The sequence below is a fragment of the Jeotgalibaca sp. MA1X17-3 genome (assembly GCF_021513155.1).
Lineage (GTDB): Bacteria > Bacillota > Bacilli > Lactobacillales > Aerococcaceae > Jeotgalibaca.
In genome coordinates, this window is record NZ_CP090983.1 from 415,423 (window position 1) to 442,307 (window position 26,885).

General features: G+C 33.6%; 21 protein-coding genes. 17 read left to right on the forward strand and 4 right to left on the reverse strand.

All coding sequences use genetic code 11. The annotated features are described in order from the left end of the window. Positions 1–3: 3 nt before the first annotated feature. The 3 genes from LZ578_RS02095 to LZ578_RS02105 form a co-directional block, all read right to left on the reverse strand. Positions 4–549, reverse strand: a complete 546-nt coding sequence (locus LZ578_RS02095) for a DUF1643 domain-containing protein (protein ID WP_235145704.1) — start codon at positions 547–549, stop codon at positions 4–6. A gap of 100 nt (positions 550–649) precedes the next feature. Continuing rightward, positions 650–955 (reverse strand): hypothetical protein, encoded by a 306-nt coding sequence (locus tag LZ578_RS02100; protein ID WP_235145705.1) that lies wholly within the window; start codon positions 953–955, stop codon positions 650–652. A gap of 1 nt (position 956) precedes the next feature. Next, positions 957–1,415, reverse strand: coding sequence for a JAB domain-containing protein (locus LZ578_RS02105; RefSeq protein ID WP_235145706.1), 459 nt, complete (start codon positions 1,413–1,415; stop codon positions 957–959). Positions 1,416–1,668: 253 nt separating this feature from the next. On the opposite strand from LZ578_RS02105, the gene LZ578_RS02110 reads away from it, so the two are divergent. The 9 genes from LZ578_RS02110 to LZ578_RS02145 all read left to right on the forward strand — a co-directional run bounded on the left by LZ578_RS02110 (position 1,669) and on the right by LZ578_RS02145 (position 15,958). Continuing rightward, positions 1,669–6,408: a type ISP restriction/modification enzyme gene (locus tag LZ578_RS02110; protein ID WP_235145707.1), complete on the forward strand. Its 4,740-nt coding sequence runs from the start codon at positions 1,669–1,671 to the stop codon at positions 6,406–6,408. A gap of 109 nt (positions 6,409–6,517) precedes the next feature. Further along, entirely contained in the window at positions 6,518–7,651 is a 1,134-nt protein-coding gene (locus LZ578_RS02115) for a helix-turn-helix domain-containing protein (RefSeq protein WP_235145708.1), read from the forward strand. Between the two features lie 242 nt (positions 7,652–7,893). Next, positions 7,894–8,073 carry a hypothetical protein gene (locus LZ578_RS02120; protein WP_235145709.1) on the forward strand — a complete coding sequence of 60 codons (180 nt, stop codon included), beginning with the start codon at positions 7,894–7,896 and terminating at the stop codon, positions 8,071–8,073. 100 nt (positions 8,074–8,173) lie between these two features. Continuing rightward, positions 8,174–8,803, forward strand: coding sequence for a DUF4230 domain-containing protein (locus tag LZ578_RS02125; protein WP_235145710.1), 630 nt, complete (start codon positions 8,174–8,176; stop codon positions 8,801–8,803). Positions 8,804–9,627: 824 nt separating this feature from the next. Beyond that, positions 9,628–10,269 carry a PRD domain-containing protein gene (locus tag LZ578_RS02130; RefSeq protein WP_235146375.1) on the forward strand — a complete coding sequence of 214 codons (642 nt, stop codon included), beginning with the start codon at positions 9,628–9,630 and terminating at the stop codon, positions 10,267–10,269. Then, positions 10,257–10,451 carry a PRD domain-containing protein gene (locus tag LZ578_RS12655; RefSeq protein WP_396326686.1) on the forward strand — a complete coding sequence of 65 codons (195 nt, stop codon included), beginning with the start codon at positions 10,257–10,259 and terminating at the stop codon, positions 10,449–10,451. Before LZ578_RS02130 ends, LZ578_RS12655 begins: the two co-directional genes overlap by 13 nt. 62 nt (positions 10,452–10,513) lie before the next feature. Next, positions 10,514–12,376, forward strand: coding sequence for a beta-glucoside-specific PTS transporter subunit IIABC (locus tag LZ578_RS02135; protein WP_235145711.1), 1,863 nt, complete (start codon positions 10,514–10,516; stop codon positions 12,374–12,376). Between the two features lie 87 nt (positions 12,377–12,463). Then, positions 12,464–13,939: a family 1 glycosylhydrolase gene (locus LZ578_RS02140; RefSeq protein WP_235145712.1), complete on the forward strand. Its 1,476-nt coding sequence runs from the start codon at positions 12,464–12,466 to the stop codon at positions 13,937–13,939. A gap of 993 nt (positions 13,940–14,932) precedes the next feature. Beyond that, on the forward strand, positions 14,933–15,958 hold the full coding sequence (locus LZ578_RS02145; RefSeq protein ID WP_235145713.1) for a sugar kinase: 1,026 nt from the start codon (positions 14,933–14,935) through the stop codon (positions 15,956–15,958). A 167-nt stretch (positions 15,959–16,125) separates the two neighbouring features. On the opposite strand, the gene LZ578_RS02150 is transcribed toward LZ578_RS02145, so the two are convergent. Then, complete coding sequence (locus LZ578_RS02150; RefSeq protein WP_235145714.1) at positions 16,126–16,506, reverse strand: VOC family protein; 381 nt, start codon at positions 16,504–16,506, stop codon at positions 16,126–16,128. A gap of 1,531 nt (positions 16,507–18,037) precedes the next feature. Here LZ578_RS02150 and LZ578_RS02155 point away from each other — a divergent pair. From LZ578_RS02155 to yghU, 8 genes are all read left to right on the forward strand, one after another. Beyond that, a complete protein-coding gene (locus tag LZ578_RS02155; RefSeq protein WP_235145715.1) occupies positions 18,038–20,050 on the forward strand; it encodes a BglG family transcription antiterminator in 2,013 nt (670 codons plus the stop codon). 24 nt (positions 20,051–20,074) lie between these two features. Beyond that, positions 20,075–21,397, forward strand: coding sequence for a PTS sugar transporter subunit IIC (locus LZ578_RS02160; RefSeq protein ID WP_235145716.1), 1,323 nt, complete (start codon positions 20,075–20,077; stop codon positions 21,395–21,397). A gap of 29 nt (positions 21,398–21,426) precedes the next feature. Then, positions 21,427–21,747: a PTS sugar transporter subunit IIB gene (locus LZ578_RS02165; protein WP_235145717.1), complete on the forward strand. Its 321-nt coding sequence runs from the start codon at positions 21,427–21,429 to the stop codon at positions 21,745–21,747. An 11-nt stretch (positions 21,748–21,758) separates the two neighbouring features. Continuing rightward, positions 21,759–22,094, forward strand: coding sequence for a PTS lactose/cellobiose transporter subunit IIA (locus LZ578_RS02170; RefSeq protein ID WP_235145718.1), 336 nt, complete (start codon positions 21,759–21,761; stop codon positions 22,092–22,094). Then, on the forward strand, positions 22,081–23,496 hold the full coding sequence (locus tag LZ578_RS02175) for a 6-phospho-beta-glucosidase (RefSeq protein WP_235145719.1): 1,416 nt from the start codon (positions 22,081–22,083) through the stop codon (positions 23,494–23,496). The genes LZ578_RS02170 and LZ578_RS02175 overlap by 14 nt, the downstream gene beginning before the upstream one ends. 46 nt (positions 23,497–23,542) lie before the next feature. Continuing rightward, entirely contained in the window at positions 23,543–24,433 is an 891-nt protein-coding gene (locus tag LZ578_RS02180; RefSeq protein ID WP_235145720.1) for an NADP-dependent phosphogluconate dehydrogenase, read from the forward strand. Beyond that, on the forward strand, positions 24,430–25,794 hold the full coding sequence (locus LZ578_RS02185; RefSeq protein WP_235145721.1) for an FGGY family carbohydrate kinase: 1,365 nt from the start codon (positions 24,430–24,432) through the stop codon (positions 25,792–25,794). Before LZ578_RS02180 ends, LZ578_RS02185 begins: the two co-directional genes overlap by 4 nt. Positions 25,795–26,062: 268 nt before the next feature. Next, positions 26,063–26,851, forward strand: coding sequence for a glutathione-dependent disulfide-bond oxidoreductase (yghU, locus tag LZ578_RS02190; RefSeq protein WP_235145722.1), 789 nt, complete (start codon positions 26,063–26,065; stop codon positions 26,849–26,851). Positions 26,852–26,885: the final 34 nt, after the last annotated feature.

A 26,885-nucleotide genomic window follows, 5' to 3' on the forward strand; every position in this document is an offset into this window, starting at 1 on the left:
TGACTATGTAACCGAGCTATCTTCAAGCAACCAATTATTTCTAACATTCGGAGCCAACGGGTGGCAACCTATCTTTTTTGTAGGATGTATTAATGTTTTGGTCTTTTTCATTAAACCATCTTTCTTTAAGGAGTTCAATATTTTCTCTAATCTTTGTTTAACTTGTTTGTTCTTTGATGGTAGACTTCCGTGTGCTAAAATCACCACATCTGATTTCTTACAACATTCTAAGATGTATTCGTCGTTGGTTTTGTTAGTGGCAGTCTTATAGTTTCGCCTGCTTCTTTTTTTCATCGGGGAATCTGGAAGGTTGACTTTTGAAAAGAGGTTCACAGAAAAATAACCACCGTAACCTAGTTTATAAACGTTATTTGTGATGAGCATAGTCGTTGTATCTGCAATGACCAGTTCACTGGTAGAAGGGTATAAGGTGATAACGGTCGCCATTGGTCGTTTTGTATCCCATACTTTTTCTAAAACGTAGCGATGTTCCCCAGAATCTTCTTCAATTACTTTACTTGTGATGTTCATAGTGAGTTCTTTTACCATGTCTTATACACTCCTTATTTATTTCGTCTTTTTAGTTCTTTAGCAATCACTTCTGCAGCCATGGATATAATATCTAAAATAATAATGAGGTTGATCATGACTATTCTTCCCCCTTAATGAGTTGATACCGAATTAGAAAGTCATTGTCCACCAAACCGATCAGAATGAATGTAGGGACAGCTTGATTAAAAGGTAAGAGCATGTATATCAAAATAGAGTCATAGAGGTAGACATGGGCCTGGATTTGTTTATATTTTTTGAAGATAGAAACGTATTTTTCAGGCACAAGTGTCTTATCTAGTTCGTCATAATCAAACATCGTTGATTCGTAGCCAATTTCATTTATCTTGACTGTATGGCCTAAATGTTTGCGGAGCCATTCAAGAGCAAGTGAATCATAATTCATATTAATCCCCTCCATTACCTAAGTAACCATCTGCTCGAAAAGAGAAATAGTTGGTTGGCGAAACGATAATATGGTCAAGTAATTCAATCCCCACTAAATCCCCGGCTTCTTCAATCCTTTTTGTGAATTGAATGTCTGATTGGGAAGGGGTTGTATCATAAGATGGATGATTATGAGCAATTATAATTCGTGCACAATTGGAAATAATGGCACACTTAAAGGTTTCACGTGGTGTGACGGTGGCAGCGTTTAGGGAGCCAATAGCAATGGTAGAAATAAAGTTGATTTTAGATTTAGTACTTAAACCGATGACAATGACTACCTCTCGATCACTACCACCAATAAACTCTCTTGCAAAATCAGCCGCCACAGAGGTGGATGACATAGTAATATCATCAATCTTAATCGGGACTTCTTGTACAATCTCTTGTTTAAGTTGTATAACGGGTATATAGTTCATTTTTATTCCTCCTAAATTGTTTATATCTATAAAAATACTACTAACCCCTCATCGAAATTATCCGATGAGGGGTTAGTAGTACTGTTTGTATATTCATACATAATTATAATATATATTTGATAAAAAACAGTTAATCGAAAATTAGGTAACTAACTTATGATAGAATTGAATTATATTATAAGGAACAGATTATGCCTGCTATGCTATTCATTGCTGGCTACAGATTATCCTAATGCAAAGGAAGGATTATACAATGTCAGATAAAGAACAATATAAAAGCTTTATTGAATTAATGAATGAAATTGACGAGCACCCTCGTGAGCAACGTGATAGAGGGACTCTTTTTGAGCATTTAGTAAAAGCATATTTAACTTATGAGCCAATGTATCAACAATTATTCGATGAGGTTTGGTTGTTACATGAGGTTCCTGAAGAATATGGTATATCTAGAAAAGATACTGGAACAGACTTGGTTGCGATTAACCATCAAACCAAAGAGTTAACAGCTATACAGGCAAAATACTATTCCGAAGATACAAGTATTAACAAAGGTATCATTGATTCATTCTTGAATGAAGTTGGTAAGACTGTCTATTCAAACGGTATTATTATAACATCCACAGACAACTGGACAAATAATGCTGAGGAAGCATTAAATGATAGAAGTAAGCCTATAACTCGAATCAGTCTCTCTCAACTTAGAGATAGTCGTGTAGATTGGAGTGCCTATTCTTTTTCAAAACCAGAAGAAGTTGTTTTACAAGTGGCAAAGACCCCACGTAAACATCAAAAAGAAGCGATTCAAAAAGTTGTGGATGGGTTTAAAGAGGTGGATCGTGGGAAACTGATTATGGCACCTGGGACTGGTAAAACATATACATCCTTACAAATTGCAGAAGAGATGTTAAAAGATAAAAAAGAACCACTGAAGGTTCTCTATTTAGTTCCAAGCATCCAATTATTATCACAGTCTCTACGTGGATGGAGTGGGGATACAAGATATCAAATGGAAACGTTAGCAGTCTGTTCAGATAGAAAAGTAACAAAAGGTCCTGGAGGAACAGAGTTAGAAGATATTGCAGCTTCGGATATCGGCTTTCCAGCAACAACTGACTACCAACGATTGTTAAAATATCAAACAACCATAGAAGAATCTCATAAAAAATTTGATATGCTAGTTGTTTTCTCAACCTATCATTCGACTGGTGTTATTCAACAAGCTCAAGCAGAGGGATTCTATGAGTTTGATTTGATTATTGCAGACGAGGCACATCGTACAACCGGTATCAGAAAAGAAAATGAAGAAGGTAGTCCGTTTGTTAAAGTTCATAATAATGATTTGATTAAAGGGAAGAAACGCTTGTATCAAACAGCGACTCCACGTGTGTATGGTGATAATGCAAAACAAAAAGCAGAGGAAATGTCTGTTGTTATTGCGGATATGAATGATCCTACAATTTACGGTGAAGAATTCTTCCGATTGGGCTTTGGAGAAGCTGTACATCAAGGAATACTAACAGATTATAAAGTTATGGTGTTAGCAGTTGATGAGAGTATGGTTCAAACACAAATGCAGAAAATCTTTTCACAAAAATCCAATGAACTAGAATTTAACGATGTTACGAAAATCATTGGATGTTGGAATGGACTATTGAAGCGGAAATCAGATTCAAATGAATTATATGGAGAACCAATGAAACGTGCGATTGCATTTACAGGAACTATTGCGCAGTCGAAATTAATCAAAGAAAAGTTTAATGAAGTAGTAAATGAATACCTAGATGGAGACGATGATGCGCAAGGTGCATTCCGAGTCGAAATTGATCATGCGGACGGTTCCATGAATGCATTAGAGAAAAACAAAAAAATTGATTGGTTGAAATCAGAAGTTCCAGATAGAACCTGTCGTATATTATCAAATGCACGATTCTTAACAGAAGGCGTGGATGTTCCTGACTTGGATGCTGTTATGTTTTTACAACCACGACGGTCAACGATTGATATAGCTCAAGCTGTTGGACGTGTTATGAGAAAAACGATAGATAAAAATTATGGTTATGTCATTTTACCAGTAGGTGTGCCAAGTGGTGTGAATGCGAATGATGTTTTGGATAATAATGAAAAATATGCAGTAGTTTGGGAAGTACTGAATGCACTTCGTTCCATTGATGAACGATTTGATGCCATGATTAATAAAATTGAATTAAATAAAAAGAAGCCGAAACCGTTAGATGTAATAGGTGTAGGTGAAGCCCTAACAGTAAACGAAGATGATGGAAAATATCAAGTCGATGAAAAAATGGAGCAGGTTGCTCTTGACTTCACTGAGGATGAACTGACTGCATTAGAAAGAGCTATATATGCAAAAATTGTTCAAAAGGTTGGTAACACACGTTATTGGGAGTCATGGTCAAAAGATGTTGCAGAGCTTGCTCAACAACATATCACTAGAATTAATGCTATGATTGAAAGTGAACCTGAAACTTCAACTTTATTCTATGATTTTTTAGATAGTTTAAGATATAACATAAATGACTCAATAACAAATAGTAGTGCAATAGAGATGTTAGCTCAACATGTCATCACCAAACCTGTTTTTGATTCTCTGTTTGAGGAAGAAAGCTTTGCATTAAATAACCCTGTATCTCAAGCGATGAATAAAATGGTATTACAGCTCGAAAAACTTGGTTTTAATAACGATCAAAAAAAATTAGAAGGATTTTATGAAAGTGTTCGTGTACGATCAGAGGGTATTGACAATTTAGAAGCAAAACAAACAATCATTGTTCAATTATACGAAAATTTCTTTAAAGTAGGATTTCCTCATACAACAGATTCATTAGGGATTGTCTTTACACCATTAGAAGTTGTTGATTTTATTATCAATTCGGTAAATGATATTTTAAAAAAATATTTTTCAAAAGAGTTAAGTGATGAAAATGTTAACTTTCTAGATCCATTTACTGGAACTGGTACCTTTATAACGAGGTTGCTACAATCTGGACATATTCGTAAAGAAGACTTAGTACGTAAGTATAGACAAGAAATATTTGCGAATGAAATTGTTTTACTAAGCTATTATATAGCTGCAATTAATATAGAGCAAACATTCAAAGAAGTTTCAAATTCAGACAAGTATTTACCATTTGAAGGAATAGTACTTACAGATACATTTGAATCAACGGAACACGAAAATATACTTGAAGATAATATGTTCGGAGATAATATTAAGCGGCTTAAACGACAAAAAGAGTCTCCTATAACAGTTATTTTAGGAAATCCTCCATATTACTCGAAACAAGAGAGCAATAACAATGACAATCAAAAGAATCAATATCCTAGTTTGGATAGAAGGATTTCTGATACCTATGTTGAACATTCAACAGCTACCAATAAACAGGTTCTATATGATTCGTATGTGCGTTCATTGCGATGGGCTTCAGACAGAATTAAAGGTGATGGAATAATAGGATTTGTAATTAATGGGTCTTTTATTGATGGAAGTTCAACTGATGGTATAAGGAAAGTTTTCCATGAGGAATTTCAAGACATCTTTATTGTTAATTTACGAGGAAATACAAGAACAAGTGGAGAATATGCTCGTAAAGAAGGTGGACAAGTGTTTGGGTCTGGATCAAGAGCAACTATAACAATGGTATTTCTGATAAAAAATAGTAAGAAATTAAGTCATAATATTCACTACGCTCAAGTGGATGATTATATGAGTAGAGAAGATAAAATGAAACAAATTATTTCTTGGAATTCTATAGTGAATATGGAGTTCCAAGAAATAATACCTAACAAATTAAATGATTGGATTAACCAACGAGGTATAGACAAAAATTCTGTGGTAATAGGGTCTAAAGTTAAATCGGAAAAAGAATTTATATTTGATTTATATTCTAGAGGATTAGCGACAGCCAGAGATGGATGGTCAGTAAATTTTAGTAAGAAAAAAGTGAAATATTCTATGAAAAATATGATTAATTATTATAATGAAAAATTAAAAAGTCAAGTCTCAATAAATAAACTAATGAACCGGCAAGAAATAAAATGGTCTAGAAGTTTAATTAAAGATTATAATTCAGCGAAATCTCATAGGTATGAAGAAGATAGAATATTTAAATATATGTACAGACCGTATACAAAAAAATATGTTTATTACACAAAAGAATTTGTAGATATGCAATATCTTCTATCTCAAATATATCCGGAACCATCTACTAAAAACTTTGGAATAGTGATGTCAGGAAAAACTGGTACAAAAGATTTTACAGCTTTAATGATAGATACTTTACCAGATTTAAATATTTACTCAGGAGGGGCACAGTTTTTTCCAAGGTTTAGATGCTCAAATAAAGATTCATACGAGCTTTTATATGATAAAGATACTATAAATCTGGATTATTTATCTCAAATGCAAAGAAAATTGGATAAAAATATTACTGCAGAGGATGTAGTATATTATGTGTATGGGATACTACACTCTAAAGAATATATAGAAAAAAATAAAATAAATTTGAAGAAAGAACTACCTAAAATACCATTTTCTAATAATTATGACTTGTTTATAGAGTTAGGAAAAGAACTAGCTTACTTACATATGAATTATGAGGAAGTTAATTCTTATGAAGGTATAGTAGTTAATAAGAAAGTTGATGAACCTTCATATAAGGTTAATAAAATGAAATTTGGGAGAGGAAAGGATAAGACAACAATAATATTTAATAATGATATAACTATACATAATATTCCAGAACGAGCATATGAATATATAGTAAATGGACGCCCAGCAATTGAATGGATAATGAATCAATACCAAATAAAAATAGATAAGCAATCGGGAATTATTGATGATCCAAATGAATATTCTGAAAACCCAAAGTATATACTTAATCTTTTATTATCAGTAATAAGCGTAGCTGTACAAACAGTGGATTTAGTTGAAAAGTTACCATCATTAGATATATTTGATGAAGTTAATAATTCCTAGATATGTAATGAAAATACCCATGTTGGATTCAGTCCAGCATGGGTTTCTTAAATTAAAAATAAAAATGATTTAAATAAAATAAAGTGAAATGTTGAGTAGAGGTGATGATATGTTCAAAAAAACAATTATTAAACTGATTGAGAAAAAATATGAAGGAACATACTGGGATTTTAAACAAGAATATCACAGAAATAAAGCAAGATTACTCCATGATATTATTTGTTTAGCTAATAATATTGATAATAGAGAAGCGTATTTAATTTTTGGTGTTACAGACAATGCAGAAATAGTAGGCATTGAAGAACATGAAAAACGAATGAATCAAGAAAAAATTATATCTTTTTTGAGAGGGAAAAGATTTGCAGGTACTATAGTACCGCAAGTTATTTTAAAGACCTTAAATATAGGAAAGCATATAATAGACGTGTTGGTTATTCAGAAGTCAGATAAACTACCTTATTATTTAGAAGAAGAGTTTTTGGATGGAAAGATACGAGTGTACCCAGGGAGTATCTATACAAGGGTTGAAGATTGCAATACTCCAATTAACAAAACAGCAGATCCATATCAAACTGAGATATTATGGAAAATTAGGTTTGGTCTATGTCCAAAACCACTAGAGAGATTGAAATTAATTTTACTGCTAAGAAATAAGTGGAATTTTATTCAGAATGGATATTATTTTGATGAGTCACCTGAATTTACGATAGTAGAAAATTTAGGGGATTTAGACAGCTATGAGACATTTTTGACACCATATTATGCTTACTATCAAACTAATTCAACTACACATTATCAATCATATCAATGTAAATATCATAATACAGTTTTATTTGAAGCTCAAACAGTAACATTAGACTCTGGACAGTACAAAACACCAATTCCAGAGCGTGACTTTATAGATATAAGAGATAGTTTGAGTTTTCGATACTTTATAGAAGGTAGCGTATTATTCAATATGCACTTATTTATGTATGATGAACAATCTCAAGAAGCAACATACGCACGTGAAAAGTTTTTGGATACAACCTTGATTTTTTATTCAGAGAATGAAAGATTGGAATTCAGAACATATATATTTCAAAATATACGAAGTGTTATAAAAGAATTAGATGAAAAATGTGAAGAAAATTTAGTGTTTGATATCAATGATAAACATAAAAAAGCAATCGTTAATAAAGAAATTCATATGGGCTTATTGCTAGTAGAACATCTTAAAGAATTTAGGGGTATTCAAGTTTGAAAATCATGTGATCTAAGAATGACATGATGATTTGTAAAGATAGACTCATAACCAATAATTTATGAAGACCTTTTTAAAATATTCAATTAGATAATATGTCTCTATTGATTATAGAATTTATTACCTATCGATGATACGCACATGCGTATCATAAATAGATGAGGTTTTTATTAAAGTAATTGTTTATTATTTTTAAGCACTTTGTCTCGAAGTATATTAGGAATATCGCCGAGATATTGTATTTGAATAATATTGATGATGTGGACTTAGGTATCAGCCCAAAAAAACCTGGAACTATTATTACAGGGGTACAAAAAAGAGCTTTACGGGAGAATGACTCCGTGGTGACAATTAAATTAGAGCAATTAATATCCTTTAATGAAGTATTTTTCAGAATTGAAGCCAATCCTATTTGTTTTTAATTATGTGAAATTAAGTTTACATAATTATGCTATTAGTTAATCTAGTGTGTGTTATATTATGGATCTATATATGATTTGAATGTTTTCAGGAGGAGTTCAATTGAAAAGACTAAATGTAAAAAAAATCATACGAAATTTTCTTGTTGCTTTAATTTGTGTGATTGTTGGAATTGTTGGAGGGATTACCGTCCTTATGAATACTGATTCTGAAATATTTGCCGAAAAAACTAATAAAACATCAGAAGTAGCTTTAGTAAAAGAAAGTTTAAAGGAATTATCAGAATGGACAACACTAAAGTATGAATATGAGAATGTAATAGTAAGTCGCACTAGTAAAACCTTACCACTTCCTGGTAATCATGATATTAATTATGCAGAGGCAATAAAGCTAATTGAATATTCTGGATATCTAAAAGCAGGAACAAATTTAAAAGAAATTCAATTGATACTAGATGAAGAAACTAAACAAGCATCAGTTAAACTCCCAAAATCTCAAATACTTGACAATGTTGCAGAGACTAAAAAAATGAAAGTAGAAGATATAAAAGGTAATATACTTTCAGATTATCCTCCCCAGACGATTATTGACGAAATAAATTCTAATAAGAAACAACTTGAAGAAGAAAAAATAAACCAAGGATTTTTGGAAGAAGCAGATAAAAAAATTAAAATAATGGTAACAGATTTTTTAGCCTCTCATGGATATGTAGTTTCAGTAGAATTTTATTGAAAATATTACGATTGAGAACTATAAATTTCATATAGATTAACTTTGAATGAAAGGATTCCATAGTATATATTGATACTTCAGGACTTTTTTACGCTAAAAAGTATTAATTATTATATTTTCAGGAGAAAAAATTATAATTAAGAGATATTTTGTTGGCAGCTCCATTTACTCTGGTAAGGTGCGGAAATGGTAATAACAACATAAGTAGCAGTTTTTTTAGTGAAGCGAAAGACTATGATTTATGGTAGTGATTTTATGTCGGAGGTAGCTAAGGGGCTATAGGCTCGTTGTGAACTTGTAGATAATGCAACCACTAATAAGATGACTGCAGTAAATACAACGGAATAAAACATCAGCTATCTTTTAACTAGCTGTACGAGTAATGAGTATGTAGCGGAAAGAATTATTGAAGATGAAAATAGTCTCACTTATGATGAAAACTAGTAGCTGAAAAATCTAAATGTATCGCCTCTGTTTTTTTGTTTGGGTCGTTAACTATAGGGGTACTTATGAATGTAAACATCAAATTTAAACCATAAGAAATATAATAATATAATTATTGGTGCTTTTATCATATTTTAAAATAGTATGAATGATTGGATTCGATGTTATTATAACGATTTGACAAAAGAGGAAATTTATTGCATAATATTTCTTAAGGATAATACAATTCAGTTTAGGGTGCACACATTGGCAAGACCGAAACTGACGTAAGGCAACGAGACCGTTGTCTAGCGTCAGCTCGGTCTTTTTTTGTTTGATTCTAGTAAATAGCATCAAATTCGTAATAACAAAATCTATTTAGAAGATGTGTGGTGAAAAAAATGTGGATTACAAAAGTCTTAAATAACAGTACTGCGGTAGTAACAGAAGACGGAATTGAAAAAATTGTATTGGGTAGAGGAATTATCTTTGGCAAAAAAGTTGGTGATTTTATCTCTTCCGATATTGTGGAAAAAACATTTATCATTGAATCTGAAAATGAAAAAGATCGACTTATTAACCTTATTCAAGAAATTCCTGATCATTGTATAAATATTGTAGAAGAAGTTGTAGCTTATGCTGAATCAATCCTTAAAACAAAACTCAACGTCTCTATCCATCTTACTTTGTCAGACCATATTAATTTTATCTTAAAGCGTTACGAGAAAGGTATATTTCCAACCAATGCATTAAAGTATGAAATCAAGAGGTATTATGCAAAAGAATATCAAATAGCGGAAAAAGCAGTTGAACTCTTAGAGGATGAATATGATATAGAGTTAAATGAGGATGAAGTAGCTTCTATTGCTATGCATATTGTTAATGCTGAATTTAATGTTCCTACTCAAATAGGGGTACAAATTATCAAAATCGTTGATCATATCATTCAAATTATTAAGTACTACTTACAAGTTGATATCGATGTCAACTCAATCCACTATCAAAGACTGCTGACGCACCTTCGTTTTTTGTGTGGAGAGTAACCAAGAACGAACAAGATAATAAAGATAACAGCTTATACGATCTTGTCAAAGTTAATTATCCAAGAGCTTTTCAGTGTACAATGCGAGTGAAAAAATTTATTGAAGAAACCTATGACTACCACCTTTCAAAGGATGAATGTACCTATCTTACTGTACATATTCAAAAATTATTGGATGTTTAATTATATAAAAAACTTTTATAAAGAGAGGAGATTTACAACAGTTTTGTTGTAAAAAAAATACTATGGATAATAATAAATTAGCTAAGGATATTGTAGAGCATGTTGGAGGTAAAGAAAACATTATTGGACTAGTACATTGTGCTACAAGACTTCGTTTTAGTCTAGCAGATAATAGTAAGATAAATGAAAGCGAATTAAAAAATTTAGAAGGTGTCTTAGGTGTAGTTTCAAACAGTGCGCAACCACAAGTTATTATTGGTAACAAAGTTAATACGATTTACAATATTATTATGGAACAAACTGGAATAGTTACGGAAGATCAGACTCCAAAACAAAAGCAAGATGGGAATATAATTATGCGTGCAATAATGGTAGTTCCAAAAGTATTTACGCCTATCCTACCAGCATTTGTGGCAAGCAGTCTTTTGAAAGCTTTATTTGCAATTCTACAGTTAACGGGCCTAATTGATACCGCTTCTTCAACCTACCAGATGTTAAACTTAGCTTCAGATGTCGCATTTTATTTCTTACCCGTATTAATTGCAGTTAGCGCTTCAAAAATATTTAAAACCAATACCTATATGGCTGCTATTATTGCTGCCGTTCTATTACATCCAAGTTTTACTCAATTGGTTGCAACGGGAGATCCTATCAGTCTCTTTGGACTTCCAGTCCCTTTAGTTAATTATGCAACTTCTTTAATACCAGCTATTATTGGTGTCTGGTTACTATCTTATGTCGAACGTTTTTTCAATCGATATATTCCTGAATCTTTACGCTATGTATTTGCACCTTTATTAACATTCTTAGTTATGTTTGTAGTCATGTTTGTTGTTATTGGCCCAATTGGATATTACTTTGGAATGTTCTTAGCATCAGCCATGATGAGCTTGTATGAAACAGCTGGTGTTGCAGCAATTGTCTTGATTGCTGTATTTAAACCATTTTTAGTCCTCACTGGTATGCATTATGCCCTTGCTGCTGCCTTTTTACCAGTCTTTCTATCGTTAGGTTATGATGCATTCTATATGGTGACTGCTATTTTGCCAAACTTAGGTCAGGCTGGTGCAGCATTTGGGGTATTCCTTCGAGCAAAAGATAAAAATTTAAAAGCCTTAGCACTATCAACTTCATTCTCTGCTTTTATGGGTATTTCAGAACCCGCCCTATTCGGAATTAACTTGAAATATCGTCGTCCATTGGTAGGGGCTATGATTGGATCAGGATTTGGTGCACTTTATGCTGCTATAATGGGTGTTAAATTTGTCGCGATGGCAAATTTTGGAGTGATTGGTATTTTGGGAGTGATGCCTGAGTTTATGTTACATATGGTTATTGCTGCAATGATTACACTTGTAGTATCTACAGGAGCAACATTTGTATTAGGTTTTGAAGGAAAAGTATCTAAATCAAAGACTACAATTGAGAATAAAACGAATGAAAATAACGTTTCTCAATCGGATACTGTCATTAACATAGCATCTGCTATGGATGGAGAAATTGTTCCATTAAATGAAGTTAGCGATCCTGCTTTTAGTAGTGAAGCGATTGGAAAAGGCATTGCTGTCCTTCCAAAAGAAGGAAAAGCTTATGCTCCAGCAGATGGTGTCATTACCGTTTTATTCCAAACCGGTCATGCAATCGGGATAACGACTGAAGAAGGTGTTGAATTGCTAATTCATATTGGAATTGATACGGTTTCACTTAATGGAAAATATTTTACAGTACACGTAAAACAAGGCGATAAAGTGAAACAAGGAGATCTTTTAGTCGAGTTTGATATAGAAGGCATTGAAAAAGAAGGTTATGAAACAGTAACACCAATTATCGTAACGAATACAGATAATTATCTGGATGTTTTACCTGCTAGTCAAAATAAACAAGTCCAACCTGGTGATGTCTTGTTAAGTATTTTAAAAAACTAGTTATAAATTGTTTGAAACATTTAAAATAAGAAGAAAGGAGTATTTGTAAAATTGATGTTTGAGTCAAATTACAAATAACCAAAAATTATGAATGAATTTCCAAATGGGTTTTTGTGGGGCGGAGCAACAGCTGCTAATCAATGTGAAGGTGCATGGAATATAGGCGGTAGAGGGCTAACTAAGGCTGATGTTATTACAGGAGGATCAAAAAGCGAAGAACGAAAAATTACCTATATTGATAAGGACGGTAATCCGGGTGTACTTGCAAATAAACGTAGCTCTATACCTAAAGGGGCAACACATGCGGTTTTGGATGGATACTATTATCCTAGCCATGAGAGTGTAGATTTCTATCATCGCTACAAAGAAGACATTGCACTACTTGCGGAAATGGGCTTTAAAGTTTTTCGTCTATCTATTTCTTGGACGAGGATTTTTCCGAACGGTGATGAAGAAACTGCTAATAAAGAGGGATTAGATTTTTATCATAAAGTATTTGAAGAATGTAAAAAGTATGGGATTGAACCACTTGTAACTCTATCTCATTTTGATACTCCTATCTATTTAGAAGAAAACTATGGTGGATGGAATAATCGTAAATTGATTACATTATATGAACGTTATGCAGAAACGTGTTTTAAAGAATATAAAGGTCTGGTCAAGTATTGGATTACCTTTAATGAAATCAATCATCCTTTAATGATTGCAGAGCTATTTAAAGAAAATAAGTCCAAGGATGTCTACCAATCTGTTTACCAACAATTGCATCATAAATTTGTTGCAAGTGCTCGAGCTGTTAAAAAGGCACATGCTATAGATATTGAAAATACGGTCGGATGTATGATTTCAGGTATTACTTTTTATCCTGGCACTCCTGACCCGGATGATATTTTGTTAAACCAGTATAAGTGGGAAAATATCATTTATTATTGCGGGGATGTACAATGTCGTGGGGAGTATCCTTCTTTTGCTAAGCGTCTATGGGATTTACATCATGTTCAGCTTGAAATAACGGAACAAGATAAAAAAGATTTAAAAGAAGGCTGTGTTGATATATATACTTTCTCTTACTATATGTCTACGATCGTAACTACTCATCCCAATGAGGATGTTGTCTCAGGTAATTACTCGTCCGGTGTTAGGAATCCTTATCTCACTTATTCTCAATGGGGGTGGGCGCTTGACCCTAAAGGGTTGCGCTACTATATCGAAAAAATTTACGATCGCTATAAGATACCATTAATGATTACAGAAAACGGACTAGGTGCCATGGACCATGTTGAAGCGGATGGAAGTATCCATGATACTTACCGTATCGACTACTTACGAGAGCATATAAAAGAAATAAAAGTAGCTATTAATCATGGTGCTGATGTCATTGGCTATACCAGCTGGGGCTGTATTGATCTTATTTCATCAAGTACAGGCGAAATGAGTAAGCGTTATGGCTTTATCTATGTTGACAGGGATAATCAAGGTAGAGGGACACTAAACAGAAGCCGTAAAGATTCTTTTTACTGGTATCAAAAAGTTATACAATCAAATGGTTCCAATCTTCTTTAGTAAATAATCAAAAAAGGAGACGGGACTTTTTGTTATAGGCTCCCCTTATCGTAGACAGAGAAGAAACAAAAACTCTGAATATGGTAAGGGGAGTTTTTTTATGTCTAAAAACACACAAAACATACCGCAAAAGAAAAACTAGAAATCATTACCATTGTTCTAGAAGGAAGAGATAGAGAACAAATGGATTGCGGAAACGATTTTCCACACTTTCCATGAATTCAAGGAGATCTATCGCTACCGCAGAATCATATTGGAGAAGAATCTACCTACCAAAAAAGTATAACCAAAAACAAATTCGTCGGATTATGTGACTGCTTGATTTGCGTTCCGTAATCCGTCATGCCAAGAAAAAATATTTTAAACTTTCCAAAGATAATGTTTAAGATAACCTTTTAATTCATATCTTCTCAGCAGATAAACTGAACAAGAAGTAGGTTACAGAAATCACTGAGATGAAATATAGTATGCAAGAAAGAAAGTTCTGATTCAATACTCGACTTTTATAACGAAAGGAAACTTCAAGAAAAAGTTAATAGCCTTACCCCGAAGGAATGCTGGCGTAAGGCTGTTGTGTAAAACTAGTTCACATTTTTTCTTTTTTATCTGTCTAATTGACAGGGTACGGTTTACTAGCATTTGGCCCATTATTACAGAGAAATAGTATAAAATTTAAAAATAAAAAAGGTCAAATATAATTCAAAAATTCAGTGAGTATCAAAACATAGGAAAAGAAGTGTTTCACATAGAGTGCCTCACTAATTCGGGGGGCATATAACAACACCTTCGAGTGAATACTTTTTTGATATACCATTTTGAAGGTATCTTTTTATTGTCTGGTTAAATTAGGTTATTCTAATTTTTAGTTAATAATGTTTTTATGTTCAAATAAAGTTGGGACAATTATGATAAGATAGTAAAAAGAGAATTCTTATAAATATTAGCGTGGATTTTAAAAAAACAAAAGAAAATTAACTTTTAGAAAGGATTTTGATGATGAAAGTACTTACGTTTGGAGAATTGCTATTGCGTTTGAAGCCGCCTGCACATGAAAGGATTTTGCAGGCTAATTCCTTTGAGGCAGGTTATGGTGGAGCAGAAGCGAATGTGGCATTGTCACTCGCTTTATTAGGAGATGAAGTTTCTTATCTTTCTAAGGTACCGGATAATCTCTTAGGAGATGCTGCTCTTTCTTCCTTGCGTCGTTTTGGAGTAGAAACGAGTTCGGTCATTCGTAGTGGAAATCGACTAGGCATCTATTTCTTTGAAAAAGGAGCAAGTATCCGGCCTACGAATGTAGTCTATGATCGTAAAAACAGTGCATTATCCGAAGCAAAAGCCGAAGAATTTGACTGGCAAGAGATTTTCAAGGATATTGATCTTTTTTATTTCTCGGGTGTGACACCAGCCATTTCTTCTGAAATGGAGAAAGCAGTCTTGGAAGCATGCCAGTACTGCCAAGAACATTCTATCGAAGTAGTCTGTGATTTGAATTATCGAGGTAAAATGTGGACACCAGAACATGCGCAACAATTCATGAAAAAGGCTATGAAATATGTGACAGTTTGCCTGGCGCATGATGAAGATTTTGAATCAACACTTGGTATCAAAGCCTTCGACGGAAACATGGCAGCTGGGTTGGAGCAAAAAGAACAGTACCAAGAAGCTATGAAGTCGATTACGGAGCAGTATCCAAATTGTCACACAGTAGCAAGTGTGTTGCGGAATATTTACTCTGTCGAAGATAGTGAATGGATGGGAATGTTGTATCAAAAGGGACAGTTTTATGAAACAAAAACCTATCAGGTTCACGTAATGGAAGGAGTAGCAGCAGGAGATGCCTTTGGTGCAGGATTTGTACATGGCTTGATTCATCAATTCGAGCCACAAAAAAATGTAGACTATGCAATAGCTGCTAGCGTATTGAAATTGACCATCTCGGGAGATTCAAATCTCGTTAAGGATGAAGAGATTCAATCCATTATGGAAAATCAGGGTAGTGCCCGATTGAAACGTTGAAAATGATGATTCGAGCCGATAAAATACCTAATGAGCCTCTTTGTAATGGAAAAGAACATCAATTAGACTTATTTATTACAGTATTTGTAATTTATTAAATATTATAGAACAATAAAAATACAAGCGTATTGGAACTAACCAATACGCTTGTATTTTTTATTCACATTTTATTTTTCGCGTTTTACTTCAATTCGATAGCCATCAGGGTCGGTTACAAAGAAGTAAGATGGTTTGCCACCAGATAGTCCTTTTAACTCACCTGTTTCGTAAGCAGAAGCTTTACAAATTTCTTGCATTTTTTCTAAGTCACTGACCGTCACACCCAGATGACTGAAGCCATCTCCTACATTATATGGCTCGGCATCGTAATTGTAAGTGAGCTCGATTTGTACAGAAGTTCCAGGAGAATTTAGATAAACTAAATCAAATTTATTTTCCGGGAATTTTCTATGACTGGCAACTTCAAAATCGAATAGATTCGTATAGAAGTCTAAAGTTGCATCAAGATCTCTAATACGCAGGCAAATTTCAACAAGTTTTTGGTTCATATATATCATCCTCCAATAGTTTCTAACCTTTATTCTAGCATGAATAGGTTATATAGGCATTTTATTTACCTCTTCATTCCATCGTACCTATAAATTTTAATAGATTAATAGGTAGAAAGGGCAAAGTTTAAACTGTTTGTACAAGAATCTATAGACAAAGTTATATTTGATACAGAAATCAAGGATAACCGTCTCTTCTATACATATTTCTGGAAAATTTTTTTGTTAGACTAAGTGAATTCATGAAAAAGTAGAAATTACTAAAAGATTAACTATGTAGGAACATATCAAAAATAAAAATTATTTGAATTTAGAGATACAAAATTATTTAATAACTAATATGTCATTAATTTTAGTTATTCAAGATAAGACTAAGTAAGAGAAATTCATTCACTTTAATTTTTATGTTTTTAGGTTATCAAATGAATCTAGATACTTATGAACTGAATACTTGGTCAATGGTTTTAAAATCAATTTATTTATAAAAACTATCTAATCCAAGTCAACTATTTGAGAATTCATTCAAATCCTACTGAGAAGGACCAACAAACTCTGCAAAGAAAATGGAAACATCGTGGTGGTGCTGATGATTTTTGAATTAATTTTTTAATGTCTTTGGGCCTTGCATGCAATAGAATTATGTTTTAATGAGATGATTACTTTAGTGTTGTCATTGCATTTTGTAATAGAACACAGAATTTGTGTTACCTTTTAAACAGCCAAACTTATTTACAAAATTAAAGTAGCTTTTTTCCCTTTCGCTGAGCTAACGTCTAAATAATCGCTAAACACATTTTTTATGTCCGGTAGTTTTCCGCGTTCCCTTCACACCACAGTTTATCCCATTCTTCCTATAGTGGTGATGATAGCAGTCTACAATGATCTGGCCAGATTCAATGACATATATGAGATTATGAATGGGTCGTTTTGATAGTCGAATCTTGTCAGAAAGTTTGATATTTGATAAATCAACGTTAAGTTTTTTCTCTATCCAACCAAGTTCTTCAATGGTAGTATAGTGTAGGCCATTTCTAGTCACATACCAATTTTTTTGTTTGTAAATTTGGAATGAGTGTACGACAAATACTTTTTTAATTGCCTAACTTAATTTTATAATTCAAGTAATGACAAATTAGAAAAGCTTCGATGTATAAGAGGTTAGAAATAAGGTGAAATTTATACACCATACTATCAGTTAAAGTGTTCCTTAACTATATGAATTATATTTATCTAAACAGAACCCGATATCAAATTGGAGGTTTTTCTATTGGTATTTTTTGTGCATAGCGTGAGACTCGTTACTTTATAATGTTATGCATGCTCTAAGGCACGGCAAATAGAACCATCAGGAAAGTTCCACTATGAAGAGGAAAAACGTAGAACTTGAAAGCGTTGACATTGTATCTTGCCAGGATTAAACTTTATTCATCAGCTAAAGAGAATATGTGTATGAATAACTGCATATATTAATGGAATAGAGGTGAATAATAAAGCAGAAAATAAAAAATAAATAAAAGAGGGTGTCGAAAAAATGAATGTTTCACAACTTCATCCTATCGAAATTCAGATTATTCAATTCTTGTTTGCATATAAGGGACAGTATCTATCTAGTCAACAAATTGCTGAGAACATTAATATATCTAGTAAAACAGTTCGAAAATATATTAAATCGTCGAATGATATTTTAGACATCTATGATGCTTGTATAGAGATGAAAAAAGGAATTGGATATCGGCTCATCATTGAGGATAGTAGCCAATTTTATTCATTCTTAGATAGAATTGGAGAAAAGACCGGTACTATTCAAGACTTCTATCAGATAAAAGATAGCGCAGATAGGGAGAGATTTATTCTTAGTGTTTTACTTTTGGAGAACAAGAAAATGACAACTGATGAATTAGCGGAAACACTTTTTTTAAGTAAATCCACGATTTCGACAGTTATTCAAAAGATAAGGAGAAAATTAGAAATCTTTGATTTATATCTGGCATATGACTTAGAAGGGGATATCGTCATTAATGGAAAGGAATTTGATAAGCGCCGTTTTATCTTGAATTATTTCTTCCCATCTCGTTTAGATAAACACTATACAGACAATGAATTGATTAAATTTAATCGTGAGGGTTTTTCGACGGAAACGATTTTTATTATAGTACTTGAAAATTGCAGGGAGTATGGTATTCAACTTTCCGACTTTGTCCTACAAAATCTTGTCTTTCATATTGCTTTGGCGATTAAAAGAAATGAGAAGGGTTTTACAATTGACGATCTTTCTGTAGATAGTGATATTGAGTATAGTAAAGAACTGTTTGTTGCCAATAAGATTGTCACAAAGATAGAAAATCTTATGACAATCACATTCTCAAAAAACGAGGCTAACTATATTGCTTTATACTTGAAATCAAAATCAAATAACTCGCAGACGATGGCGTTAAGCAACAATATAGACATATCTATTCGCCACGAAATTATTGATGCTTTAAAGTTTATGCAAACGCAATGTCTAACAAAATTTTCAATGGATCAACAGCTGATTAAAGGAATAGAAGTTCATTTTGAACCTTTACTTACACGTTTACGATTAAATATTCACTTAAAAAACCCATTGGTTGACGAAATAAAAGAAAAGTATAGCGAAATATTTACTGTAACGAAAAAATGTTTTTCTAAACTTCCTACTTTAAAAATATATGATGTGGATGATAATGAGATAGCATATATTGCTTTACATATTCTTGCTGCAGTTGAGCGGTTCAAAAAAAATCATAAAGTAAATGTGGTAGTGATTTGTGCGACCGGACTGGGGAGTGCACAGATGCTAAAAAACCGCTTAGAAAATACGTTTGCTGCTAATATGAACATTGTTGATGTAATTAGCTATTATCAACTTAATGATGATATTTTAAAGGATATCAATTTACTAATCACTACTATTGATATTTCTACATCCTTTTATAATGTACCAGTGATTAAAGTGAGCGTATTTCTTAATAAGAAAGATATTGAACACTTAAATCAAGCGATGCGTGCTTTTTCTTTCGTCAATGAGGAATCAAAGAGAGTAATAACCGAAGAAAATCATATAAATACCTTGTTTGATCATTATTTTAATGAAAATCGATTTATGGTATTTGAGTCGCTCATTAGTCGTGAAGAGGCGCTTAAACAAATGATTAACCAATTAACAGATGCGGAGAGTACCCAATTCAAGGAAGAATTAATTACACAAATCCAAGTTAGAGAGCATTTTGGTACACTTACTTTTACTCAAGAAGTGGCCTTTCCGCATCCGGCACATCCAATTGGTCTACACAGCGAAAGCATTGTCGGCATAATTCCGAGGGGCTTGAAATGGGATTCTGAGCATCCTGATATCAAGATTATCATACTCATGTCACCCTCTCGTATTGAAAACAAAGGATTAGAAATTATAAATAGAGGACTCGCTGAATTTATTAGTAATAAGGAAAATATTTTAAGACTTGTTCAAGATGCCTCTTTTCAGCAGTTCAAAAATTTATTTATAGAAACATTGTACGATTAAAATATATTTTTAAGGAGATTAGTTATGGAATCAAAAAAATTTAATAAATTTGTCAATCTTTTGAATAAATTTGCGGCTAAGGTAAATAATCAGAAATATATTATCGGTATTAAAAATACATTTGCAACGTTATTACCCGTTATTATGGCAGGTGCATTTGCAACGCTATTTTCCTCCGTTGTATTCAGTCCAGAAATTGGATTAGCTCAAATTTCCAGCCTCAGTTTTTTAGCAGAATTAAAACCGATTGCAGATGTAATCAATTATTTCACGATGAATTTCTTAACAATTTATGTTGTCTTCGTTTTAGGACATGAGATTGGAAAGTTAAATAAATTAAAAGGGGTTTTTCCTGGGGTTGTTTCGGTAATCTCATACTTGGTACTGAATCCATCATTTATTAATTTTGTAACAGAAGATGGTGTTAATCTTGAGATTAAAAATGTTCTTAGCCGTCAATATACAAATCCAGAAGGCTTATTCTTAGGTATGTTCATGGCTGTTTTGTCAATTGAGCTCTACACATGGCTTGGAAATCAAGACAGACTAAAGATTAAGATGCCAGACTCTGTGCCAGAAGCTGTATCTAATAGTTTTTCGTCACTTATTCCGACTATCTTTACAGTTACTATTTCAGCAACATTTGGTTTTGCAATTCATTTTATTACCGGTATGTATGCCTCAGAGATTATTTATTCACTTGTACAAAAACCGTTAGAAGGACTGATTCAAGGGCTACCAGGAATCTTACTCTTAATGTTTGTAGCACAAGTATTTTGGGTAGTGGGTATTCATGGGATGCAAATGGTTAAACCAATTCGTGAACCTCTATTATTAGCAGCAATCGCTGCAAATACAGCTGCTTTCCAAGCAGGTGAAGCAGTACCAAATATTGTGACGATGCCTTATTGGGATATCTTTATGACTTTTGGGGGTTCTGGTGCGACGTTGGGATTATTAATCTCTATATTCCTCGTATCTAAACGTCCAGATTATCGTAAAATAGCAAAAATGTCATTTATACCCGGTCTATTCAACATCAATGAACCACTTATTTATGGTTTACCAATTATGTTAAATCCAATTTTGGCTATTCCGTTTATCGTGACACCATTAATCACAGGTACAATTGGTTATTTTGCTATTTCGCTCGGATTTGCGGCTAGATCTGTTGTAATGGTTCCATGGACAGTCCCGGCAATTATTAATGGTTACCTCAGTACAGCAGGAGATTTAGGAACGGTATTTACACAAATTATCTGTATCATTGTTTCAATTCTTATTTACCTCCCATTCGTTAAAGCAGCGAATAGCTCGATGATTGATGAAACGCAAGCACTAAATTAAAAAAATAAATGATAGAGAGGATAATTAAAATGGCTCAATTGAATATTATGTTAGTTTGTTCTGCAGGAATGAGTACAAGTATGTTAGTAAAAGTGATAAAAGAAGAGGTTCAAAAACAAGGCTTGGATGCAAATGTCTTTGCAAAGCCGTCCACTGAAGCGATTGAATATTTAGAAGCTGAACCAGTAAGTGTGCTCTTGCTAGGGCCGCAAGTTGGATTTATGGAAAATAATTTCAAAGAAGTGGTAGGGGAAAAGGAAATTCCAATTGCTGTGATTAATCCCATCAGTTACGGCACGATGAATGGTAAAAAAGTATTGGAACAAGCACTTGAATTAATAAATAAATGAGAGGTGACGAGATGGTCAATACAGAAGTAATTATGAACTTAATTATCAACGCTGGAGGTGCCAAAAGTAGCGCAATGGAAGCTATTTATGCAGCTAAAAAAAGCGATTTTGATACAGCAACAGAAAAATTTAAATTAGCGAATGAACAAATTAGTAAAGCGCATAATGCCCAAACAAGCCTCATCAGTGCTGAAGCGAATGGTGATCATACAGAAATTAATTTAATTATGATCCATGCACAGGATCATTTAATGACTGCTATTGCCTTCATTGATTTAGCGAAAGAATTAGTCGATTTTTACAAGCTCACACTTGAGAAAGGAAAGGATATGTATGAAAAAACATAAATTTCTATGGGGGGGGGCTACCGCTGCAAATCAAGTGGAGGGTGCTTATCAAGAAGGCGGAAGAGGGTTATCCAATATAGATTTATTACCTTATGGTGAATACCGCTTAGCAGTTGCGCAAGGCAAGATGCACTATTCAGAGGTACCCGAAGGTGCTTATTATCCCTCTTATGAAGCCATTGATTTTTATAATAATTATAAAGAAGATATCCGTATGTTGGCTGACTTAGGTATGCGGGCTTATCGATTTTCTATCTCTTGGTCAAGAATCTATCCAACGGGTTTGGAAAATAAACCAAATGAAGAAGGATTACGTTTCTACGAATCGGTCATTGGGGAATTACTAAAGTATAATATTGAACCGATAGTCACAATTTCTCATTTTGATGTTCCAAAAGGATTAATGGATGCTTTCGAATCATGGAAAAGTCGCAAAATGATTGCTATGTATGAAAAATATGCAATGACTCTATTTGAGCGGTTCAAGGGCAAAGTGAAGTATTGGATTACATTTAACGAAATCAATATGATTTTGCATAAACCATTTACTGGCGCAGCTATTACAGTGAGTGAAGGGGAAGACCGCGAAGAAGTTATTTATAACGCAGCTCACTACGAAATGGTTGCCAGTGCATTGGCAACCAAACGACTCCGTGAAATTGACCCTGATGCGAAGATTGGTGCCATGCTAGCAGCTGGTGACTACTATCCGTATAGTTCTAACCCCGAAGATGTGAGGGAAGCTCAAAAGGCAAACCAAGAAACCTTTTTCTTTTTAGATGTACAATCACGTGGAGAATATCCAAGATGGGCCCTTAATAGATTTAAGAAACGAGGCATCCATGTTGATATTACTGTTGAGGATCAAAATATACTGAAAGAAAACACCGTGGATTATATTTCTTTTAGTTATTATGCATCCCGAACATCTAAAGCAGATACAACAGATGTCGACACCAATACAGGTAACGCAGCTGGAGGTGTTGTTAATCCTTATCTGGAGCGATCTGAATGGGGATGGATGATTGATCCATTAGGGTTACGAATTGTAATGAACAGTATTTGGGATCGTTATCAAAAACCACTTTTCTTAGTTGAAAATGGCTTAGGTGCACGTGATATTCTTGAAGAAGACGAAAGAGTGCATGACGAGTACCGCATTGCCTATTTGAAAGAACATATTGATACTCTCCTTCTTACCATGAAAGAAGATGGGGTTCCACTTTTAGGTTTCACCATGTGGTCCGCTATAGATCTAGTTTCCTCATCCGGTGGTGAAATGGGCAAGCGATATGGTCTTATTTACGTGGATAAAGATAATAACGGTAAAGGAACACTACGGCGCATCAAAAAGGACTCTTACGAATGGTTTAAAGCATTTCTAGCTTCATCAGATATTTAAAAGATGAACGATACGTTTTATTTTTTATTAAAAGAAGGAGGATATTATGCATATTTCAATTGTGGGTCTAGGAAAGATGGGACTATCGCTTGCTAAGCAGCTAAATGGTCAAGGGAAAATAATTCAAGGCTTTGATTTAAATCCTGCTATTTCGGACGTGTATTCAGATGAAAGTTTAATTTACCTCAGTAATTTGGAAGAATTAGCAAATAGCGACAAACAAAATGTTGTCTTCCTAGTTCTACCGACAGGTGAGCCGACAAAACAAACAATTCACCAATTAAGCAGTATTCTAAATAAAAACGATATTATTATTGACTTCTCAAATTCATTCTACAAAGACTCAATTAAAAATTATAATCAACTGGATCCTCTAGGCATCCTGTACTATGATTGTGGGTTATCTGGTGGCGTAGAGGGGGCTCTGAATGGTGCATGTATGATGCTAGGCGGACCAGAAAAAGCACCATCTGAATTGTTGTCTCTACTTGCTTCACTTTGTGTGTCGGATGGATTCAGTTTTTACCCTCAACCAGGAAGTGGACATTACTTGAAAATGGTACACAATGGTATTGAATATGGAATGATGCAATCAATTGCCGAAGGATTAGAATTACTGAATGAGCAAAATAAATTTATTTTTGATTTAAATAAAGTAACAACAAATTGGAGCAATGGATCGATTATAGAATCTTCCTTATTGAAAAATATTAAGGAAGAATTAAAAAAAGATCCACAATTAAGTGCATATGATAATAAAGTGCATGCTTCAGGTGAAGCCAAGTGGATGGTAGGCGAAGCATTGGAAGAAGAAGTCCCTGTACCTGTTATTTCATTATCCTTAATGAAACGCAATGCATCGTTATTAAATGTGGCTTTCTCAAATCAAGTCCTTTCAGCTATGCGTTTCAACTTTGGTGGACACAAAGAGTATTGACTAAGTATATAGCGAGTATCGATGTAGGGACAACGAATCTAAAAATCAACTTATTTAATTCGTCATATGAAGTAATCGATACCGTAAAATTTACACATACAGACATTATTTTTACTGATACTCGATTTGAGATGAAAATTGATGAGATATGGCAAAATATGATTGGCGGTCTGAGACAGCTAATCGATAAAAATACGATAACAGATATTGAAATTGTACTGACTACAGCGATGCATAGTGTGCAACTTATGACAAATGATTTTTCATTGTCTGGGCCATTGTTGGCTTGGACAGATAAACGAGGAACAGAAGTTATTGAGTCAATGAGCCAAGAGAAAGCAAATGACCAATATCTTCGAACGGGTACGCCAATACACAGTATGAATCCATTTTTTAAATTAGTACATTTGCGGGAACAATTGGGTAGTTTAACGCGGATAGGTTCTCTAAAAGATATTCTTTTTTATCGTTTAACCGGCGAGTGGGCTATAGATGTAAGTAATGCTTCTAGTAGTGGGTTATACAATCTTTCTGAATTAAACTGGGATCAAGAATCCCTACAATCATTAGGTATTTCTACAAAACAATTGCCTAAAATTCAGCCCATATCATACAGTTCAATGACCTTACCAGGTTTGCTTCACGAACAAGCAACAGTTTATATTGGAACATCAGATGGCATATCTTCTAATTTTGTTTTTAATGATTTAGAAGATATCGCAGTACTTTCGTTAGGAACAAGCCATGCAGTCCGAGTGATTCATGAAAAAATACAATGTAATGTGGATTTTCAAAATTTTTCTTACATTATTCATCCAAATGCATATCTAATCGGTCTACCAAGTAATAATGGTGCAAATATATTAGCATGGGCAATTAAAATATTTAATAGTTCATTTGATGAGCTTAATAGTGTCCTTCTTAATCCACCCGAAGTGAATACAATCTTTCTTCCTTTCATCAATGGGGAAAGAGCACCTGTTTGGGATGATACTGCAATGGGACATTTATTCAATTTAACACGGACTAATACGAGAGAGTCTATTTTATATGCGATTATTTTAGGGATGATTTTCAATATGAAACAAAATGTCGAACGATTAGCCGAGCTAGTGGACTTCAAAGCAATCGGACTTGTAGGTGGTGGGGCGAGGCTTGAGGCACTTCCTCAGCTCATGGCAGATATTTTGGGATATAAACTCTTCATTCCAACAATGAAAAATGCAGAAACATTGGGAAGTATTGCAGCTGTAAAGAATGAAGTCTTTCAATCTGAATATCTTATTGTAGAGCCTAATCCTCATAGGACCTATGAGAAGGCTTATAAATCTTATCAAAATAAATTACTGAAGACCGATTGATTAAGTCAGAGGCACAATAAATCATCACACTTTTTATAATAGATTAAGTAAATGAATAGTGAAGAATTATAAAGATTGTGAACCTCCCATAGGTAATTGGGAGGTTTTTTTGTATATTCATTCTTAAGTAAACAATAGAAGGTACTAAAAAGAACAAGCGGAGGATAAAAAAAGTATTCTTTATAATAAATCAAGTATCAATAACTTGATGATATCGATGTATGAGTAGTATGATGAAGATACGATAAAACTTATGAGGAGTGTTAGGATGACATCATATGAATTACCAAAAGTATGGAAGTGGGAAGAAGAGAATTCTGAAAAAGGTGGAAACCGTCCAACAGCGGGAAGTCGTTTTGAAAAAAAACTACCGGTAGGAGAAGCTCCTTTCCAACTTTATTCTCTAGGAACACCAAACGGAATTAAAGTTGCGGTTATGTTTGAAGAGTTAAAAGAAGCAGGGATAGAGGATGCCGATTACGATTTGTATATGATCAATATCATGGAAGGTGATCAATTTGGAACGGATTTTGTAGAGGTTAATCCAAACTCTAAAATTCCTGCTCTGGTAGATCAAAGTGAAAATCCACGTATGGAAATTTTTGAATCGGGCTCGATTTTACTCTACTTAGCAGAGAAATTTAATCACTTGATTCCAACCGATATTCATGGACGAAATGAGACATTAAATTGGTTATTTTGGCAAATGGGCGCCGGTCCATATGTGGGTGGTGGGTTTGGACATTTCTTTGCGTATGCACCTGAGAAGATGAAATATCCGATTGATCGTTTTGCAATGGAGACGAAACGCCAATTAGACTTACTTAATCAAACATTAGCCAAACGTCCATATATTGCTGGAGATACGTATACCATCGCAGATATTGCGATTTGGTCTTGGTACGGTCTTCTAGCATCTGGGAAACTATATGAAGGTTCTTATGAATTTTTAAATATGGAAGAATACCCTCATCTTTTAGAATGGACAAAACGGATCAATGAACGACCAGCTGTTCAAAGAGGACTAGAAGTAGAGTATCAATCGATTGAAGAATAACTAGAAACCTTGCTTTACTTCAAAGACGATACAA